Raw genomic sequence first — 16,632 nt, 5'->3', positions numbered from 1 at the left:
CAGGGAATGCCATGACTGCATGTTTCTGGAATCATTTCGCTTCCTTGACCAGATTCGACTCGACCCACTGGCGCATGCGTTGCCAGCGTTGCGGGCCAAGCACTTCCTCCGGAATGGCGATGCGCACCGATCTAATGTGACGCTCGTAAGGACGAACGGGGCCGTAAATCTCGACATCGACCCATTTGTAATCGTCCAGCACCTCATCGTTCTCGTAGACGATTTCGCGCACCATGGCGGGTGCCATGTTGAATGCCTTCGCAACTGCATCCCAGTCTTCGGGGTCTAGCGGTTTCATGTTGAGACCACGTGCCTGACCCAGCACACCCAAAGTGCAGAACTCGCCGTCCTCGGTCACAAGAGATTCTGCGGCGAGTGTTTTTTCTGTCATCGCGTCCAGTGCCGCAGCCAGTTCCTGCAACGCCGTTTGACCGCGCTTGCCACGAATGGAGCGCTCGACGGCGCCGCGCCACAGGTTCAGCCAGTCGTAATCGTCGCTATATCCGCTTCTGCTCATAATCCCTCCTTCGGCGTCGGCACAAACTCAATCGCATTCAACCGCTCAGCAATGCACTGCATCTGGCTTGGCGGCTGGGTTTCGTAGTAACCGTGGCACATCACATCGCGGCCGGCTATAGTGTGCTTGTGGCACTGGAAGTACGTATCGTTGCGCCGGCAGTCACGGACGATCTGCGCCATGCGCGTCTTGCTGACGATACGGTTCTCGCTGAACAGGCACTGATTGCAGCGCTCTTCGCAGATTTCGAGTCCCATTACTTCTCCTTATCTATCCGCGCCAACGTATGCCGCGCCCGACTCTTGGCCCATGCCTCGAATTGGCTCGGGTCGTCCCACGCAACGGTATCGGCGTTAGCGATGTTGCGAAGCTCTTGTTCGAGTACGGCGATGCGGGCGGCCTGCTGCTCGATCAGATCGGCAGCCTCGCGCTGTGTCTTGCCGACAGATCGCGCCTCTTCGATCGTCGCGCCGTAAGAGATCTTCGCGATACGGCGAAGGGCATTAATCAGGTCTTCAACCATTATTTGTCTCCGTGGCGAGTTTGCGGATAGCAACGGCGCATTTGTCTGCACCGTCGGACTCGCCCTGCACTCCGGGATCAGCGCGCCCCGGTTCCCTGCCCGTGTAGGGTGCTCGGCCCTTGTAGAGACTCCAGCAATCGCTAGCTATCTCGTCGCAGGCCTTTGCGGATTCCTCCAGCGCCACGCGGCGGGATGCTTGCCAGCCATCAAACGCAGCAGCGGTTTTCTTGTCCACATACCACTGACGACTGCTGTTGTCGGTGAACTTGTCCAACTTGTAGCCGCATGTTTTCGCCCAAGTCTCGAACTGTTCGCGCTCAGTCATGGTCGCCTCCGCTTGCTGGCTGCGCGGCGGCGGGAAAAGCCGGGTGCTTTGTCCAGTGCGTGTGATAGCCGGGCCAATCGCTATCGCTAGGCGCGCCTATCCATGCCGGCTCGCCAAGCCACTCTCCGTCTTGCCAGGCCCACCAGACCACGAAGCCATAGTCCTCGTGATACTCATCGAGAGTCATCGCCCGCTCCGTCTGTGCTGGCAACAACCCATGCTGTACAGCCAAGCGCTTCACCATCGCCTTGTCGATGACGCGGCCGTCAGGGGATTGTGTTGACTGCGGGGCGGCGGCATGACGAACAATTTCTTGCAAGTCAGAAAGCAGAACGGTGCGCCAGATATCGCCAGCCAGGCGGTCTGCATTCCCAACGCTCCTTTTCGATGGCGGCTCTTTTGCTGCCTCTTGAAGGCGGCTCATCACGAACTCCTTGGTGCGCCACGCTACCGGCTCCGCTTGCGCCACCTTTTCGGCGGGTAGTGCGGCGCGGGCGACAGTAAGGCCGAACTGGAAGCCGTCCCATGCGCCAACCAACTTGTCCGTCGCGCGGTTGTCGCGCAGACATTCGTCAACACTTTCCTTCCACTTCTCGCGCATGTATTCGGGCACATCTTCGCACCACCATGTCAGGAACGCTTCCCGCTCCCCTATCGCCCCATTGGCCCCTGCGATGAGGTCTCTCAAAGTATCTTCGACCCAATGGAATCCGTTCGCTCCCATTACGTCCGCAGCTTGGGACAGAGCTGATTTTTGTTCGGCCGTCAATAACATCGCCACATTGGCGGCGTCCTCACCGCAGGGTTGCGCGGGAGCGGCGGGGGTTGCGGCGTTCTGTGCCGCGAATATGCGCAAGGCGAACGCGTGGGCCATCGACCCTTCCAGCAAGTCACGATTGTCGCTACCGTTCTTCCACAGCGCTTTGAGTGTCTCGAACGGCAGGGCGGCAGGGTTGCTTGCGGATAGCAGGGCGCGGAGCGAGTCCAACTCGTCGGCCATACGATTGACGCTGGCCTTCGGCAACAAGCAGTCATCTCCCCAGCCCTTCCCTGCGTGCTCGCGCAATGCAGTTGTGTCGATCTGTTCATCTGTCATCATTGCTCCTGCGCCGAGTTTGTCAGTGGAACGGTCATGACCACACCCTCTTGAAATCGTCAGCGCGCCGGTAGCACTTCGAATGCTTGTCGTAGGCGAGGTTCAAGGGTGCCAACTCCATGTATTGCCTGATGTCCAGACTTGCCTGGGGCGTCGAGATGCCGAAGTAGTCAACGATGACCTCGCGGCGAAGCGTGCCGTAATGCGCGACTAAAAAATCGATCAAACGCAGACGCTGTTCGACGGCGTATTTGATTTCGCTCATGCCCGGTCCCCGGTGGATGAAGCGGCACGGTAAATGCGAGCGCGGCGGACTGCCTCACTGAGTCGGCGAGTGTGTTCTTTCTTGCGCGCCTGCTCGGCGGCATACCAATCCCGACCAAACATCGCGTAAGGGCCATCTTCGGTGTCGTAGATTTCAAGCAGCACCCAGCCATCACCAGTGGGCGGTGTCGGCGACCATTCGGAGCAATCGGATAGTCCTTCTTCATGCCAGCGATCGGCAAAGTCGGGGTAATCCGATTCCATCGCCACGAATGCCGGCTCAATGCCGAACGCCTCAAGCAATTTGTCAGCACGCGTGCCTTCGTCGCATGTCGGGTAGTCGGGGTGGTAGAGCCAGCCATCCGACGTACGCTCAACCACGCGCGGCGTCAGCAACTTGTCGCGCAGGCCTTCGAGGTTGGGCCCGACATCCACCCGCACTGCGTCTGCCTGCTCGGCGGTGGGGGCGACAACTGATGCCTTGCGTGACGCGATCAACACATCTCGGATCACATCGCGCAGAACGCCGCTTGCTCGCGTATAGGCGGTGCACGCTGCGGTGATTTCTTCTTCGGTCACCTCTACGTCTTCAGTCTTCTGTGTCATACATCCTCACTTGTTCGATTGCTTCGCGCGCTGCTCGGATGGGGTTAGGTTTATTGGTCGATCCGCTTTAGTTCTCCGCTCACCATCCACCGATAGGCGACTGCATATGAAACCCCTAGCAATTCTGCGGCACTCGCTAGGGGGATGATGGATTCATTAAATTGAATTTTTACCGTATCGCGTCGATTTCGCGTTTGCTGTTTAGCGGTCGCCCAAACACAATTTTCAGGCTCGTAGTTTTTGTTATTGTCGAGTCGTTCAAGAGAAGTACCTGGCGGCCTCTTTCCCATATCAGCCAAGAACGAAAGAAATGATTCCTTCCATTTTTCACACATTTTTATGCCGCGCCCTCCGTATCGAGCGTAGGATGCGCACTTTTGGCTGTAGCAACGGCGGATGGCAGATTTATAAGATTCATACTCTGCTGCGTTCCGTCTGGTTGATCCTTGAAATTTATCTCTCAGTCCATGCGTCGAAGACCTTGGTCGGCATCCGCACGATGGATTTATAGATTCCTTGACTGATTTTGATGCTTTTTCAATTTCGTTTCCGCAATCGCATCGAAATAACCAAAAGCCGCGTTCGTTCCTTTTTCCTAAACTCTGAATAGCCGTAAGAATGCCAAATCTCTGCCCTTTTTCTATTGGATGATATTTACCCTTTATCTTTCTTGAATTGGAATCAGTCCCGTGATCGCGAGCTATGCGATCATCACGCCTCTTCATGCGGGAATAATGCACTGGACACATTCCTTTTGCAGAATGCGGCCCGGCACATCCTTCAATTGAACAGATTTTCATTTCTCTTCCGATGCCTGCTAAGCGCCAAACGGTATGCCGTGGGTGGGCGTGATGGGTTCAGGCGGCGTGTTGCCGAAGCACGGTTTCGCCCGAAGCCCGTCTTTCGAGCGTGGCAATCATGGCCTCGACTTCGGCGTTGAACTGATGCAGGCCGACGAGCAGCTTGCGGATGTACTCTTCATCGCGATAGATGCGCTGCACGTAGAGGCGAAGACTTTCCTTCTGGCGCGGATCGTACGAAACAAAATCCCACCACTCGCGGCCCGTACAAAGCATTCCGCCCTGAACCTGCGGAAGGTGCTCTTTCGGCATCCCCTCCAGAATCGTCTTGATATGCACCTGTTCGTCAAGCGGGCACTTCATTTCGATACCGCCTGGCTTGCCTACAAGTCCGTCTGGACTACAGCCGATAAAATCGAACTGCGGATGCACGATAAAGCCGCTTTCAACGACGATATTTCCCGTCTCGACCTGGTACGCTTCGCGTGCGAACGATTCGATATCTTTGCCCCAGTTCAGGGACTTGGCGCCGATTTCATGCTTCGGAACGCCGGAGGTGCGCTCGAATGCCACGACGCGCATATAGGTGTTACGCGCCGCTGACGATTCCGGCAACTTCGGTTGACCCTTGCGCGGCCCTGATTTGTAGACTGCACCGGGTTCGGCCTCGGCTATGTCGATAGCGTCACCAAAGCATGACGCAGTAATTTTGCCGGCGCGCTGTTCTCGCCATGCATCAGTGCCTTGCTCAATCACGTCACTCATTTTCGATTACCTCCGTTGCCGAAACATCCTCCGCGCCAGCAATGGCCTTGAGGCGGTTTAGTTCGTCAATTCCGATTGCCTTGCGGTCGATGGCCTCCAACTTGTCGCCGTTCGGCAGAACACCGCCGGCCCACGCCTTCGCTAGCGCCTCCTGGCCGCCCTCCTTGGCAATGAACTCCAGTTCGCCAATCAGAACGCCGTGGCGCTCCGTGCGCTCCGCAGTAGGTCGCGCCGCTTCGGCTGTCTGCGTCGGCGTTTTCTTGACCTCGCTGACCGGCCCCATGTCGACAATCCGCTCCGCTTCATCCTGGTCGTAGATGCCGACATAGCCGAACGCCAGGCGGGCGCACTGGATCATTGCCTTGTGGCGCAACATGCGCTTCGGATGCGATGTCCATGGCTGGGTGCCGCGCTTACACTCTTCCAGATACTCAGTGACCTTGATCGGGTGCGAGCGATCCTTTCGATAGATGATGCAGGTGCATTCCTTGTCGTCCTGCACAAAGTCCATGCCGTCGAACTGGGCGTTCTCGTTGATGATCCGAGCCCATCCATCGACGCCCACCACCGGGATAATCCCGTTGTTCTTGTCAGGGAAGGCGTAGATTTCCTTGGTGAAGGGATTTAGGCCGTACTGGTTGGCGACCACCAGAAGGGCACACATCTGGGCGTCGCTTACCTGCCCCTTGAAACAGGTACTCTTCAGGATGTCCAGCACTTCCGGGTTGGCATCCATGCCGAAACGCTGCGCCAGTTTCGACGCGAGCGAGGTTGTCATACTGCTTGCTACGATGTTGTTAGCCATGATTTCTCCGTGCCTGAGACTCTGCCAGGCGTTGAGGGTTGGTTATGCTGCTCGCTTGACATTCGCGGCGGCAAAATGCTCATCTGCTGCAACGTAGTCGAATTTTTTGAACCATTCCATCGCGTCGCCAAGCTCGACGTCGTAATGCTCGGCAATGACCTTGACAAGTTCGGCATCGCCCGGGCCGTTGATGATGAAATTGGTGTGTTCGCGACGCGCCTGCTCCGCCAATGCCGCACGCCTCTCGCCCTCAACACGCGCCGCTTCCGCCGCCTGCTCTGCCGCAACGCGCTCCTGTTCGGCAAAAATCCGGTCTGCTTCGGCCTGGGCGATGCGCGCGGCTTCGGCTTCAGCGGCCTCCTGTGCCTCTCGCGCAATGCGTTCCTGCTCTGCTTTGGCTGCGTCAATGGCCGCCTGTTGGCGGTCCATCTCGGCTTGTCGCTCAGCCAACTTTGCTGCTGCAATGCGGTCGGCCTCTTCTCGCGCGGTCTGTGCCTCACGGTCGGCGGCTTCCCGTTGTTCCCGCGCGAGTCGATCGGCTTCGGCCTGTTTGTCGCGGGCCTCTTTAGCCTGGCGCTCCAACTCGGCGGCAAGATCGGCAAGCCGTTTCGCTTCGACTCTGTTCGCTTCGGCCACTCGTTCGCGTTCAATGCGATCTGCCTCAGCGTGACGGGCGGCTTCGGCGACGGCCTGTTCGACGGCTTGCTGGGTCGCCTGCATCTCGCGGAGCTTCTTGACGGCGTGATCGCGCTCGACCTGGCACTCACCAGCGAATTCCATATAGGTCGCAAGGTCGATTACGGTTTCAGACAGGACATCGGCAATCTCTCCGATTTCGTCGGACGGCATGCCGACCATCTCTGCCGGCCGGTTGCGCATGGCGTCGATCTTCTGACGGATCGCGGCGACACGCTGTTGCTCGGCAGCGAGCTTGGCGGCTTTCTCCCGGGCGACTTCGGCGTCGTAATCGTCGCGGATCGAAAGCAACCGATCCTCTTCCGGTTTGACGATCGCAACACGCCGCGCCACTTCAGCAATCACCGCCTTCTGGAACGCGTTGGCATCCTCGCGGGCAGCTTTGCCGGTCTTGTCCACGTTGATGCGTGCGTTGCCCAGTTCCATCGCCGCCGCGTGGCATTGCGTGCGGCCAGCAGGATTCTTGATGTCCGTTATGTCTGTGTACTTCTGCGCCAGGGCGATCAACTGCTTTTCGCCCTCGTCGGCACCAAGCGCAATTGCAGCGCGCTCGACCACGGTTAGTTCTTTGGATTCGGTCATGCCGCCACCTTTTCTGGCTTGTCATACGTGAAAACAGATACAGTCGCACCAAGCGAACCATCTTTCTTGAGACGCTGTGCGACCAGCATGTAATTTCCGTAACGGGGAAAAACTCCAATCACAACACCCTGAATGCGTCCACGCCCATATCGGAATTCGATCTTTTCGCCGACAACGAACGGTGATTTGATTTCCGCGAGTTGTTTTTCAAGCGCCTCGATTTCCTTGTTAAGTTTTCCTTGATCGGTACGAAGGTTGCCTAATCGCATCTCGATTTCCTGCTGATTCACGCTGCTCCCCTTATTGAATCCATCTGAACAAACTGCCGTGCGACGCTAGGCGGAACGTATCCGCCGCCGATGTTGACCTTAAGCGTCAACCTGGCCCGTTGAGCAAGCCACGACCGACGTTGCTCCGGATTGAAATGCGCCCCGTACTCTCTGAGCGACTTGCGCAACGCGAAAAGCTGTCTCATTACAGACCCCTGAAAATGGCCCACACGAACGCCACGACGAGTCCACCGCACGCAGCACCAGCCAGAATCTCGTGCGCCCTGGCGGTCGCCTTGAGCAGCGCATTGTCGTTATCCGCGCGACGCAAGCCGTCTTCCGCGTAGCGTCTTCGTGCTTCGGCGCTAATGGATACCGTATAGTCGGCATCCGACGAATCAACGATTTCCCAATTGGCGCTCACGGCGTCCCTCCCGTATCGTCCGGATGCTTGACCAGTTCCGAAAACTGATCGCCCATCAACAGCCATCCTTCTGTCCACCCGTCGACAAAACCGTCCGCAGTCTTGCGAGGCGGTACGGCCCATCTCCATTTGAAAGTCATATTGGCATCGGTCAATGCGTACAGGCTTTCTTCGCCCTGATCGTTCAGGGCTACGGCGAGTTGGATAATTTTCATCTCACGCCTACGTGCGAAAACACAGAACGAATGGGCGCCTCATCCCACAGCGAAACACGGCACACAGGTCTCGCATACCCCCTCCGCGCCTCAGCCAGTTCGTCGGCGGTCGCGTCGAGTCGGGTCCAGTAGGCTTCGCTGCCTAGTTGCGCAAGCTCGTCGTCATCAAGAATGACTGGCGGCTCTGGCTCTTCGTAATACTCGGGAGCGTTCGCCAGTGGCTTGAACTGCTCCCAGTTGGATTGATTCGCAAATTTGCCCACAACGTTCTCCTGTAGGAGTGCTATTTGTATTAGGTATTGCCCTGAGCGGATCGCTCTGCAACTGAGGATTCTCACCGGAGTGTCGTTGTCCGCTACGCCAGTACTGGGCGCGCAGTGCATATGCGCGAATGCGTCCCCAGATACCAACTCGGCGCTTCATAGCTCGAAGCTCCACGCCGTACAGAACGATCCGCTCAGGGCGCCAGGCTTCCCACCTGACTTGACGCTCTTTAGCCGCGCTGGCTTCGGGGAATCAGGCCTTCACATTCGCCATCACGTAATCAATCGCCTGCTGTACCGTAGCGATTTTCGCGGCGTCTTCGTCGCTGATTTCGATGCCGAACTCATCTTCGATTGCCATGATGAATTCGACAGCATCCAGGGAGTCGAACCCGAAATCATTGAGGAAACTGTCTGTGTTCTTGATGGCGTCCGGCTCGCATGACGCCCAGAAGGAAACTTCCTTTTTCACCCGTTCTTCGATATCCGTTTGCATCACTTCACTCCCGCTCGTTTATCTGCTTCATCACTCTGTTTGCCGCAAGTCCATGCGATCGCGGCCGCAAGAATTAGCGATACCGCAGCGATCCAGTAGAGTTTGGTGTCCATGTCAGTCCTCGATTTCGATAGGGAAAGTGCCGAGGCAGTTGCTCGAGTTGCCAGCCCTCGTGCTTGCCTCTGACGCGTCGTAAAATGCAAATGCGTGGAGAATGCCGTTGCGTTGCCGGTGCAAGGTGACGTAAACCGTGCGCTTGAGGGGCGCCATGCACAGATGGTCGCGGTTCGTCACAACAACCGGATATCCAAGTCGGGACTTAGGCTCTACAACCGGATGGCCGTCTAGCGACACGCCAATAAAGTGGCACGGCTGCCATTCCGACGAACCGTAGCCAGGTGCAATGCGGATCAGATCGCCAGCAAGTGCGCGTTCAAGGTCAAACGGTTTCATTTCCTCTCCTCATGGCAGACAGAATTGAGAGCCGCCACAGACGCCGTGATAAGTCTCGTCGGCCTCTACTTCTTCCCCGACATACCAGCCGGTATCGCCGTTTTCGTAAGCTTTCAGGCCCACGGTTTCGCTCTTCCCGCAACGGCGGCATTCAAACCACGCGCTGCCGTCAACCTCTTTCGGCTCGCTACCCTGCTCGCCGAACCATGATCCGAAGTCGCGCATAGCATCTATGCCCAGACAACATCTTTAAGCGGCACAAATCTGCGGCCATACATCAGGCCGTAACTCTGCGCAACGTAGTACCCTCCGGAGCCGAGAAGGCCACGGAAGACGATTTTGGTGATGTAGTGGGATGTGGTCATGATGGGTCTCCTAATCTGCTTCGGTGATCTCGCCGGTAGAATTCAGCGCGTAAAAAACAGTGGTCAGGCCGCGCCTTCCTCTTCCGCCATGCGTTTCATGTCCTTAAGCGCTTCGTTATTTCCGCAATAGAAATCCGGAAGACGTTCGTTATTCCATCGAGCCGGATCACTTGCGAGATAAATCAGGGTTGCGGCGGTTGGCGTTCCCATTGCCCGTTCGAGGGCTTTGCCACCATCGCCTGCCAATGCGACGACCCAGCCAGCGCGACAGTGGGTGGTTCCGCACGCGCTATCGCCATGCCACGTTGACATGTCCAGTGCTTGCGGCTGGGATGCAGCGGCGTAGATCGTTTGATGGATATTTGGGATTTTTGGGACACCACTCAGGTCGCTGCCACTCAGGTTGCTGCCACGCAGGTCGCTGCCACTCAGGTTGCTGCCACGCAGGTCGCTGCCACTCAGGTCGCTGCCACGCAGGTTGCTGCCACGCAGGTCGCTGCCACTCAGGTTGCTGTCACTCAGGTCGCTGTCACTCAGACTAACGCCCTGCTTGCAAGCCAGTTCGACTGCGGCCTTCATCGAATCAGCCTCGCATTCAAAGATGACGCGCAGTGTCCAGCGGTTCAGAATCTGGATGTTCATTCTTCTCTCCTGTTTGTAGTCCTAACAGCGTCGCAAAAGGCAACGCCCCAAGTTATTCAATGAAAGGGTCTAGCGGACCCCATCCCATATCGCTATGCCTTACGGCTGGATTGCCCGGCTATCCGCTGGGCGAGGAATTCAGCAGTTTGGGAAGGTGGCAGTGTGCGACCTCTACCCGCGTGGATAGTGCTCTCTCGAAGCGATTACGGGATTACCGGGGTCATCCACGCTAGCTAGGCGCGATCATTCCCTTTCGTCCCTGCATCCCCTCGCCTACACGGGCCGCCTCGTCAGGCAACCCCATTCGGTATCTGAGCTACACCTTCCCAAACTGCTGTTCAGCATTCAAGCGAGAGCACTGGCGCTATGCAGGGGGCCTTGAGCCGTAGTTACTGCGCGAGAACGTGGTCTCGCGGATCGCCACGGCGATGGTCGGCCATGCAGGGAGTTCAGTACTCTCGCTTCAATACTGCAGTCCGTTACGCGAACCACTCGACACGCTATGGGTGTGCATCCGGATCGTCAGGCCCGGCAGTGTGCTGCGACCTCGTGTTCTCTATGGCGCCGTCATCTGGTTAGCGAGGGAGGGATGCTCCTCAACCATCGGGCAAGTGTGTTCCCATGCGAATTTCGTTTCGCTTCTACGGGCTAACTTCGCCTTAGGTCACTGCGTTGGTCACTTCTTCATGGCAACCTCTCTCAGCAATTTCCCCGAACGTTCGGCGGGTCGGGATTCGCCCTCTAAGCCGGATCACGCCGGTACGTACCGCAAAAAGCAACTCTCAGGTCGTGGCGACTGGTGGCACGTGTGCGCGACACGCTTCGCTTCTTAGCCGGACTCTTACCGGGCCAATCGCCACGCCTGAAAGTCCCCGTCTTTCCGGGGTGTCAGCGCTTAGAGCCCGCATGGCATGCATTCAGCGGTTCGGGTACATGGTCGGGGTTCGGGTTCTTCTCGGTTCGGCGTACGGGGCGCCTACTGTGATTCACCGTACTTGCGTTCGTCTCCGTACTTCGCGTCAGCATTCTTTGAATTGCAGCATTCAGGTGTGGCGACTGTTGGCAGCAGGAACTGGTTTGGGTTATGAGCCCGTCAATTCCTCGCGGCATTACCCGCCAATCGCCACGCCTGAAAGTCCCGGTTACTCTCGTCCGGGGACGCGCTCATCATTGGCGTCAGGTGGACCGTCCTTTTCCGGCCTGTCATCGCATAACCCAGCGAGGGCCTCACCAAGAAACCGCCCGCGCACTTTCGGGTGAGGACTTCCGTGCGCAAGCCGCCCTTACTTCAGGCGCTCAGGGGTTGAGGAGCGCCTTACGGGCGCAAGTCGGACGGAGCTAAGTGCGTGCTAGACGTACGTCGTTCGCCTCTATTTCTGGTCGCACCTTCAGTTCCTGCCTTACCCGATTAGCAGGACGTCCACGCGCTTTCGCGCTCGGGGAGGACAATTCTTAGGAGAAGGCACAGCACTATCAGGGAGTGTGTTTCGTCAGCTAGCGTCACCGCCTCCGCCGTCGCATATGCAGAACGACCGGTGCAGTGGTTTCGCGCAATTGCACTTTGTTGGGAGTGCATGCCCTCTCGTAAAAACTGCCTTCGGACCCATCCGGCTACACCCAGCGATGCTGGCTCCGGCCAGGGTCCGTCCTACTCCGCAACAGCCACCCGAATCCTGTTCCGATGACTGCCTCGGTTGCCCCGATTATTTCGCGATCGGTAGCCTTTCCTTGGTTCGCGCCCCTTGCGGGGGATGGTTCGTTGTTCTGTATCTCGTGTCGACCATGACGACAACGGCTCGACAGATATCTCCGATGTTCCGGCCTTACGTGTCGTGCGCTATAACAGTGACCAAAGAACTTGCCCTACCAGGACGCGCCGTGCGCCTGTGCTTGCTGCCTGACGATCTCGTCAGTACGGGCCTAACCCGTAGACCGCCGAAGCGGTTTCGACCTTTAGGCGGCGAGCTTCAGCGCTACCTTTTGCAACTTGGCTTGCTGCTTGGCGCCGAAGTGCGGCATGTATTTCGAAGCATCGAATGCGGCACGCAGCTTCTCGCTCGATGTCGACTGCGGAACCAGAAGCGGACCTTGCGGCGTGCGAATCTCGCGATGAACGCGAACTTCCTGAATCGGCTGCTGACGTTTGGCAAGGATTTCGGCGCGGGTACGTTTCTCGTGCTTCTTGCTCATCTCGGTCTCCAGTAGTGGGGTGTGGGGTTGGGTGGTTGCCTGAGTGAAATAGTAGCCGTCGCTACTGAATATTGCAAGTAGCGTTCGCTACTGACGTCGATTGCATTTTCCTACTGAGAGGATGGGCCGATAGGTGCTATCGCTACGAGCGCAAATGACCGCCTGCAGTCGATAGATCATCTAAACTGACAACATCACCAGGAGGCCGCCATGACGCGAGAAGAGGTATTGCTGAAGATGACCGAGGCGAGCTCGCAAGGAACGTGGGCACCGATCGAGAGATATGCGGATTTGCTGGCCGAGTTGGAGCGGATGCTCAGTGACCGGGAGATGGAAGTGCTGGTGAATGCCGGCGCGCGGCTGGTGAGACTGAGCTACCCAGACGTGTTCAGGGTGCGCCAGATGTGAAAAAGCCCAGCGCGGGACTGGGCTTAGTTCGACGCCCCTAGTGGGGCCGCTGCCGCACCTTAGTGCGCCAGACTCAAGCCGGCTCGCGCCGGAGACATTATTATTTGGTCGACTTGGCCGCCGGGCTGCCGATTGCAGGGGCTGTGGCTTGAGGAACGGCGGGCACCTGAATAATTATTGGCGCAGGAGTTGGGGCAACTGCGGGAGTGTTAGCCGGGAAAATGAACTTACCTGCTAGGCCCGTCGCAATGACGGCACCCACAACCCAGACGATGATCTTCGTTTCCGTTTTTGACAGGCGCGCATCGACCCCATCATTCGTCGCAAGATCGGGTAATTTCGCTTCGATGACGGCCACAGTATGCTCCAAGGCTTTTAGGCGCTCTTCCATGCCGCCATCATCACCATTGCTGCTGTTCCTGTCAATTACAGGTGGCCTCGGCGGCGGCGGTGTTTTGGCGATCCGGTCTAACAGTTCTTGTGCTTCAGTCATGTTTGGCAGCTTTTTCGATACCTGCTCGAGCTGTCATAAGAAGATCAATCAGGTTTCTCGCGATATTGATGAGTTCCTTCTCATGTTCGGTTAGGTCTTCATCCCGGCGATTCCTGAGTCGCAGCGCGATATCCTCTGCGATCTTCTTCACACCATCATGCATTACGCCATATGCAGCAAACATGTTTTCAATGTCTTCCCGCATCTTGTTGATTTCGTTTTCAATGTCTTTTTTCATCAATGGTTGTACTTCCGGTGCTCGATCATTACTCCAATGGTTGCAATGCTGGAGGAGGGCCGTTCAGACAGTAATCCAGCATCTGTTTCTGTAGCGCAAAGCCGCCAGCATTCGCAAAACGGTCGTCGAAATAGACTGTGTTGATCACATTCTTGAAGTCGTCGGCAGAAATGTACTTACCTTTGTACGCGCCAAGAAACTTGGCCGCATCTTGCGGTGTTTGGTTCTCGTCACGCATTTTTGCCGCAGACGCATAGAGTTCCGCCTTGAGCGAACATGTTGTCATCTGGTCCGGCGTCGTTGCAAAGGCGGGAGATGCGATGCTGCACGCTAGAAGCAAGATGATCGGCTTGATATTCATTAATTTCCCCCAGCGAGGCCCGATCCCGACCGATATACGACTTCGCCCGCGACCTGCAATCCCTCGAGCTGATCTGCGGCGATGATCTTATCCGGAAACTCTGGATTGTAGGAATGTAGACGGAGAGCCCCTTCCGGTTCCTTGAAAATCTGTTTAACCAAGGGTTCATCTTCGAACGTCACGGCATAAATCAGGCCATCCTTAACCCGATTATTTGCCGTGCAAATCATCATCATGTCGCGATTGAACAAATAGGGCTCCATGCTGCGGCCATGAACCTGCGCCAACTTGCAATCTTGGGGCCTCACGCCGAGCGCCTTGAAAAAGCCGATATCAAACGGCAGCGCTTTTTTCTGTCTAACTTCCCATTGAATCACGCCGTTCCCCGCTGAGTAACGATAGTCATAGCGGTCGATCCATACCCGATCGCTGTCGGGATCAAGGTCTTCCGGGTTGTCCCATGTGACTAAGTTACCGCTTCCGTCGGGCAGCAATCGTGCAAGGACTGCGGACCTTTCGCTCCTAATCGAAGTATCGTTTGCACCTTTTTTGTGCTCAGTAGCGAACGGCGCTCCGGCGCTCGCCAATGCCGCGTGTCCAGTGAACCATCCGGCCATGTCAGGCAATGCTTCTATCTTTCGTATCGTTTTTTCAGTAACGGGCTTTGTACCGGAAATCATCTGACGAACAAAGGCGCCGTCCTTGTATTTCAAGAGACGGCCAAATTCCGTCTGGTTTCCCTCTGGCTTCTCGGGAGTGCCAGTGACCTTACTGATGGCAGCCTGCAAAAGGTCAACGCGCAGGCGCGCTAATTCTATTTCATTCATGGTATGAGCGTAGCATGCGCTACGCGTAGCGATTGATGCTTGCATAGCGTAGCGATGGCTTCTATACTAAGACCGTTCGCTACTGATATGAAGCCATGACACTCGACCAATACCTTGCTTTGCCTGACGCACTCAGTGTTACCGAGCTTCGTCTCCGTATGCGCTCTCTCGGTTATGCCATTAAGAGTAATGCGCAATTGCGTCAATGGCAGCACGCCTATGGCGACCGTGCTCCGAGCCCGGAAAACTGTGTCGCGCTCGAACTGGCGACAGATGGCGCGATCACCAGAAAGGATCTCCGTCCTGATGACTGGTGGCTGCTTTGGCCGGAATTGGATGGCGCTGAGGTCGAACGCATGAAAGGCATGGACGACGCCCAGCCATCGACAGGCGGTTACAGCGATCGCGGGCTCAAGGAAAACAAAGCAGTAGCTGCATAACGGTTCAGGTTTCAAGGTTTTCTCATGGGGTCTTAGTACCCCTAAATTTGACCCTAAATTGGACCGTCAAAGGAAGTCTTAAAAAATGCAACTCGTTGACTACCCTCTTGAAAACGGCTTCACAGTGACTGTTGACGCGGCAGATGTTCCGTTGCTCGATCAGTACAGATGGCGCGCATATCGCTTTAAGAATACACATTACGCCGTATGTGATCGATCGGTCGAGGGCCGCACAAAACGCCTGTACATGCATCGCCTAATTTTAGGGTTGCATGAAAGTTCGACTCCTATCGTGGATCACGAGGACGGTAATGGCCTGAATAATTCACGCAGGAACATCGCCGCTGCCACATACGCACAGAACGCACATAACCGAGACTTCAAAAGCGGGAAAAAGTATCGGGGCGTCTTTAAACAGGGAAATGGTTTTATCGCGCGCGTTGGTGATCACTATGGCGGCTTTTTCGTAAGCGAAATCGCAGCAGCTCTAGCTCACGACAAATTGGCAGTAAATGTCTACGGCAATCTTGCGCGACTCAATTTCAATCTGGATTTCAAATCGTGGCCACTAAACAGATTCCTCTTGACCTTGTAAGGCCCCCGCAAGATATCGACGGGCGCTTGATCACGCAACAACCATCGTTTCTGGCTGCGATCAAGTTGTGCATTTCACTCGGGGGCTTCGAAGCGGACAAGGAAATTTATTCAGCGCTCGACATTGACGCCGGCCACTGGAGTCGCATGCATCGCGGAGAGGCTCACTTTCCTGTCGATAAGCTTTGCGCATTGATGGACTTGGCTGGAAATGAGGCCCCGATGCTTTGGCTGGTTCAGAGCCGAGGCTATGACCTCTACAGTCTTCGTCGCCAGGAAACTGAACTTGAGCGCGAGAACAGGCTGCTCAAGGAAGAACTTGAACGCGAACGCTCAGAACGCGCCGTAGAACGCCGTCTATTTCGCGATATCAGGAGCGCAGCATGACCCTCCCCGACACCGGCGTCACAACCGAAATGCAACGTCTTCGCCACGCCCACGAAGTATCCCTCCCTGCACGCTCCATGGTGGATCAGGTCATCACGCATCCGGTGTTTGTGGGGATGTGTCTGATCGGTCTTTGCGCAATGCCGATCCTCGCTTTGCTCGTCGTTTTTTCGGGGCACTGAAATGACCGAACTCTTCGGCACCGCCGAATCCTACATGCTCTGTCGCCGTCAGCTCGACGCTGCCGGTAATTCCATGGCGTCCGGTCCCACTGAAGCCACGCTCGCTCTCCTGCGCTCTCTGGTCGACAACGTCCGTTACCTGCTCGCCCAGGCTGAAAGCGAGGTCGCGGAGAGTGCGGCGAGGGAAGCACGGCGGGTTGCGGTCAGGGAGGGGGTATGAATGCGCGCGAATCCGTTGCACTCGACGTCTCGCTGCTCCAGATCAACGAACTGATCGCGCGCATCACGGTGTCGACGGCTATCGAAGTACGCATGCAGTTGGGCAAAGAACTGAAGGCCGAAATCGCCGCGTATCTGCGCGATGTTACGGCTACGGCTTGTGTTGGCAAGGGGAAGTAATTGGCAA

The 16,632-nt window shown here is 56.6% G+C and carries 32 protein-coding genes; 7 read left to right on the top strand and 25 right to left on the bottom strand.

Features of this window, described 5'->3' with window-relative positions; all coding sequences use genetic code 11:
• Positions 1–31 precede the first annotated feature (31 nt).
• The 21 genes from LPA37_RS03895 to LPA37_RS03800 form a co-directional block, all read right to left on the bottom strand.
• Positions 32–517: a hypothetical protein gene (locus tag LPA37_RS03895; protein WP_229011622.1), complete on the bottom strand. Its 486-nt coding sequence runs from the start codon at positions 515–517 to the stop codon at positions 32–34.
• Positions 514–774, bottom strand: a complete 261-nt coding sequence (locus LPA37_RS03890) for a hypothetical protein (protein WP_229011620.1) — start codon at positions 772–774, stop codon at positions 514–516. The genes LPA37_RS03895 and LPA37_RS03890 overlap by 4 nt, the downstream gene beginning before the upstream one ends.
• A complete protein-coding gene (locus LPA37_RS03885) occupies positions 774–1,040 on the bottom strand; it encodes a hypothetical protein (protein ID WP_229011619.1) in 267 nt (88 codons plus the stop codon). The genes LPA37_RS03890 and LPA37_RS03885 overlap by 1 nt, the downstream gene beginning before the upstream one ends.
• Positions 1,033–1,365 carry a hypothetical protein gene (locus LPA37_RS03880; protein ID WP_229011617.1) on the bottom strand — a complete coding sequence of 111 codons (333 nt, stop codon included), beginning with the start codon at positions 1,363–1,365 and terminating at the stop codon, positions 1,033–1,035. The genes LPA37_RS03885 and LPA37_RS03880 overlap by 8 nt, the downstream gene beginning before the upstream one ends.
• Positions 1,358–2,464 carry a hypothetical protein gene (locus tag LPA37_RS03875; protein ID WP_229011615.1) on the bottom strand — a complete coding sequence of 369 codons (1,107 nt, stop codon included), beginning with the start codon at positions 2,462–2,464 and terminating at the stop codon, positions 1,358–1,360. The genes LPA37_RS03880 and LPA37_RS03875 overlap by 8 nt, the downstream gene beginning before the upstream one ends.
• 31 nt (positions 2,465–2,495) lie before the next feature.
• Complete coding sequence (locus tag LPA37_RS03870; RefSeq protein WP_229011613.1) at positions 2,496–2,726, bottom strand: hypothetical protein; 231 nt, start codon at positions 2,724–2,726, stop codon at positions 2,496–2,498.
• Positions 2,723–3,331 carry a hypothetical protein gene (locus LPA37_RS03865; RefSeq protein WP_229011611.1) on the bottom strand — a complete coding sequence of 203 codons (609 nt, stop codon included), beginning with the start codon at positions 3,329–3,331 and terminating at the stop codon, positions 2,723–2,725. The genes LPA37_RS03870 and LPA37_RS03865 overlap by 4 nt, the downstream gene beginning before the upstream one ends.
• A 50-nt stretch (positions 3,332–3,381) precedes the next feature.
• Positions 3,382–4,131 carry a hypothetical protein gene (locus LPA37_RS03860; protein ID WP_229011609.1) on the bottom strand — a complete coding sequence of 250 codons (750 nt, stop codon included), beginning with the start codon at positions 4,129–4,131 and terminating at the stop codon, positions 3,382–3,384.
• 57 nt (positions 4,132–4,188) lie between these two features.
• Positions 4,189–4,896, bottom strand: a complete 708-nt coding sequence (locus LPA37_RS03855; protein WP_229011607.1) for a lambda exonuclease family protein — start codon at positions 4,894–4,896, stop codon at positions 4,189–4,191.
• Positions 4,889–5,701 carry a recombinase family protein gene (bet, locus tag LPA37_RS27790; protein ID WP_456093784.1) on the bottom strand — a complete coding sequence of 271 codons (813 nt, stop codon included), beginning with the start codon at positions 5,699–5,701 and terminating at the stop codon, positions 4,889–4,891. Before bet ends, LPA37_RS03855 begins: the two co-directional genes overlap by 8 nt.
• A gap of 42 nt (positions 5,702–5,743) precedes the next feature.
• Entirely contained in the window at positions 5,744–6,979 is a 1,236-nt protein-coding gene (locus tag LPA37_RS03845; protein WP_229011605.1) for a coiled-coil domain-containing protein, read from the bottom strand.
• Positions 6,976–7,269: a hypothetical protein gene (locus LPA37_RS03840; RefSeq protein ID WP_229011603.1), complete on the bottom strand. Its 294-nt coding sequence runs from the start codon at positions 7,267–7,269 to the stop codon at positions 6,976–6,978. The genes LPA37_RS03845 and LPA37_RS03840 overlap by 4 nt, the downstream gene beginning before the upstream one ends.
• Positions 7,270–7,453: 184 nt before the next feature.
• On the bottom strand, positions 7,454–7,672 hold the full coding sequence (locus LPA37_RS03835) for a hypothetical protein (RefSeq protein ID WP_229011601.1): 219 nt from the start codon (positions 7,670–7,672) through the stop codon (positions 7,454–7,456).
• On the bottom strand, positions 7,669–7,887 hold the full coding sequence (locus tag LPA37_RS03830) for a hypothetical protein (protein WP_229011599.1): 219 nt from the start codon (positions 7,885–7,887) through the stop codon (positions 7,669–7,671). Before LPA37_RS03830 ends, LPA37_RS03835 begins: the two co-directional genes overlap by 4 nt.
• Complete coding sequence (locus tag LPA37_RS03825; protein ID WP_229011597.1) at positions 7,884–8,150, bottom strand: hypothetical protein; 267 nt, start codon at positions 8,148–8,150, stop codon at positions 7,884–7,886. The genes LPA37_RS03830 and LPA37_RS03825 overlap by 4 nt, the downstream gene beginning before the upstream one ends.
• Before the next feature lie 253 nt (positions 8,151–8,403).
• On the bottom strand, positions 8,404–8,646 hold the full coding sequence (gene acpP, locus LPA37_RS03820) for an acyl carrier protein (RefSeq protein ID WP_229011596.1): 243 nt from the start codon (positions 8,644–8,646) through the stop codon (positions 8,404–8,406).
• A gap of 114 nt (positions 8,647–8,760) precedes the next feature.
• Positions 8,761–9,099, bottom strand: a complete 339-nt coding sequence (locus LPA37_RS03815; RefSeq protein WP_229011595.1) for a hypothetical protein — start codon at positions 9,097–9,099, stop codon at positions 8,761–8,763.
• A gap of 9 nt (positions 9,100–9,108) precedes the next feature.
• Complete coding sequence (locus LPA37_RS03810; RefSeq protein ID WP_229011594.1) at positions 9,109–9,324, bottom strand: hypothetical protein; 216 nt, start codon at positions 9,322–9,324, stop codon at positions 9,109–9,111.
• Positions 9,325–9,329: 5 nt separating this feature from the next.
• Positions 9,330–9,464 (bottom strand): hypothetical protein, encoded by a 135-nt coding sequence (locus LPA37_RS27685; protein WP_267478086.1) that lies wholly within the window; start codon positions 9,462–9,464, stop codon positions 9,330–9,332.
• A 63-nt stretch (positions 9,465–9,527) separates the two neighbouring features.
• A complete protein-coding gene (locus LPA37_RS03805; protein WP_229011592.1) occupies positions 9,528–10,106 on the bottom strand; it encodes a pentapeptide repeat-containing protein in 579 nt (192 codons plus the stop codon).
• Between the two features lie 1,953 nt (positions 10,107–12,059).
• Positions 12,060–12,296, bottom strand: coding sequence for a hypothetical protein (locus tag LPA37_RS03800; protein ID WP_229011591.1), 237 nt, complete (start codon positions 12,294–12,296; stop codon positions 12,060–12,062).
• Between the two features lie 210 nt (positions 12,297–12,506).
• On the opposite strand from LPA37_RS03800, the gene LPA37_RS03795 reads away from it, so the two are divergent.
• A complete protein-coding gene (locus LPA37_RS03795; protein ID WP_229011589.1) occupies positions 12,507–12,704 on the top strand; it encodes a hypothetical protein in 198 nt (65 codons plus the stop codon).
• 100 nt (positions 12,705–12,804) lie between these two features.
• Here LPA37_RS03795 and LPA37_RS03790 read toward each other — a convergent pair whose 3' ends face one another.
• The 4 genes from LPA37_RS03790 to LPA37_RS03775 are packed head-to-tail and all read right to left on the bottom strand — an operon-like array spanning position 12,805 to position 14,623.
• Entirely contained in the window at positions 12,805–13,197 is a 393-nt protein-coding gene (locus LPA37_RS03790) for a hypothetical protein (protein ID WP_229011587.1), read from the bottom strand.
• Positions 13,190–13,435 (bottom strand): hypothetical protein, encoded by a 246-nt coding sequence (locus LPA37_RS03785; protein ID WP_229011586.1) that lies wholly within the window; start codon positions 13,433–13,435, stop codon positions 13,190–13,192. The genes LPA37_RS03790 and LPA37_RS03785 overlap by 8 nt, the downstream gene beginning before the upstream one ends.
• 28 nt (positions 13,436–13,463) lie before the next feature.
• Positions 13,464–13,796, bottom strand: coding sequence for a hypothetical protein (locus tag LPA37_RS03780; protein ID WP_229011584.1), 333 nt, complete (start codon positions 13,794–13,796; stop codon positions 13,464–13,466).
• Positions 13,796–14,623 (bottom strand): S24 family peptidase, encoded by an 828-nt coding sequence (locus tag LPA37_RS03775; protein ID WP_229011583.1) that lies wholly within the window; start codon positions 14,621–14,623, stop codon positions 13,796–13,798. Before LPA37_RS03775 ends, LPA37_RS03780 begins: the two co-directional genes overlap by 1 nt.
• A 95-nt stretch (positions 14,624–14,718) precedes the next feature.
• Here LPA37_RS03775 and LPA37_RS03770 point away from each other — a divergent pair, with 95 nt between their 5' ends.
• From LPA37_RS03770 to LPA37_RS03745, 6 genes are all read left to right on the top strand, one after another.
• Positions 14,719–15,063, top strand: coding sequence for a transcriptional regulator (locus LPA37_RS03770; RefSeq protein WP_229011581.1), 345 nt, complete (start codon positions 14,719–14,721; stop codon positions 15,061–15,063).
• An 85-nt stretch (positions 15,064–15,148) separates the two neighbouring features.
• Positions 15,149–15,658: an AP2/ERF family transcription factor gene (locus tag LPA37_RS03765; RefSeq protein ID WP_229011579.1), complete on the top strand. Its 510-nt coding sequence runs from the start codon at positions 15,149–15,151 to the stop codon at positions 15,656–15,658.
• A complete protein-coding gene (locus LPA37_RS03760; RefSeq protein ID WP_229011577.1) occupies positions 15,625–16,044 on the top strand; it encodes a hypothetical protein in 420 nt (139 codons plus the stop codon). Before LPA37_RS03765 ends, LPA37_RS03760 begins: the two co-directional genes overlap by 34 nt.
• Complete coding sequence (locus LPA37_RS03755; protein ID WP_229011575.1) at positions 16,041–16,226, top strand: hypothetical protein; 186 nt, start codon at positions 16,041–16,043, stop codon at positions 16,224–16,226. Before LPA37_RS03760 ends, LPA37_RS03755 begins: the two co-directional genes overlap by 4 nt.
• A gap of 1 nt (position 16,227) precedes the next feature.
• Complete coding sequence (locus LPA37_RS03750) at positions 16,228–16,446, top strand: hypothetical protein (RefSeq protein ID WP_229011574.1); 219 nt, start codon at positions 16,228–16,230, stop codon at positions 16,444–16,446.
• Positions 16,443–16,625: a hypothetical protein gene (locus LPA37_RS03745; RefSeq protein ID WP_229011572.1), complete on the top strand. Its 183-nt coding sequence runs from the start codon at positions 16,443–16,445 to the stop codon at positions 16,623–16,625. The genes LPA37_RS03750 and LPA37_RS03745 overlap by 4 nt, the downstream gene beginning before the upstream one ends.
• Positions 16,626–16,632: the final 7 nt, after the last annotated feature.

This window comes from Paraburkholderia gardini (assembly GCF_907164545.1).
GTDB lineage: Bacteria > Pseudomonadota > Gammaproteobacteria > Burkholderiales > Burkholderiaceae > Paraburkholderia > Paraburkholderia gardini.
This window is presented reverse-complemented; position numbering and strand designations above follow the sequence as displayed.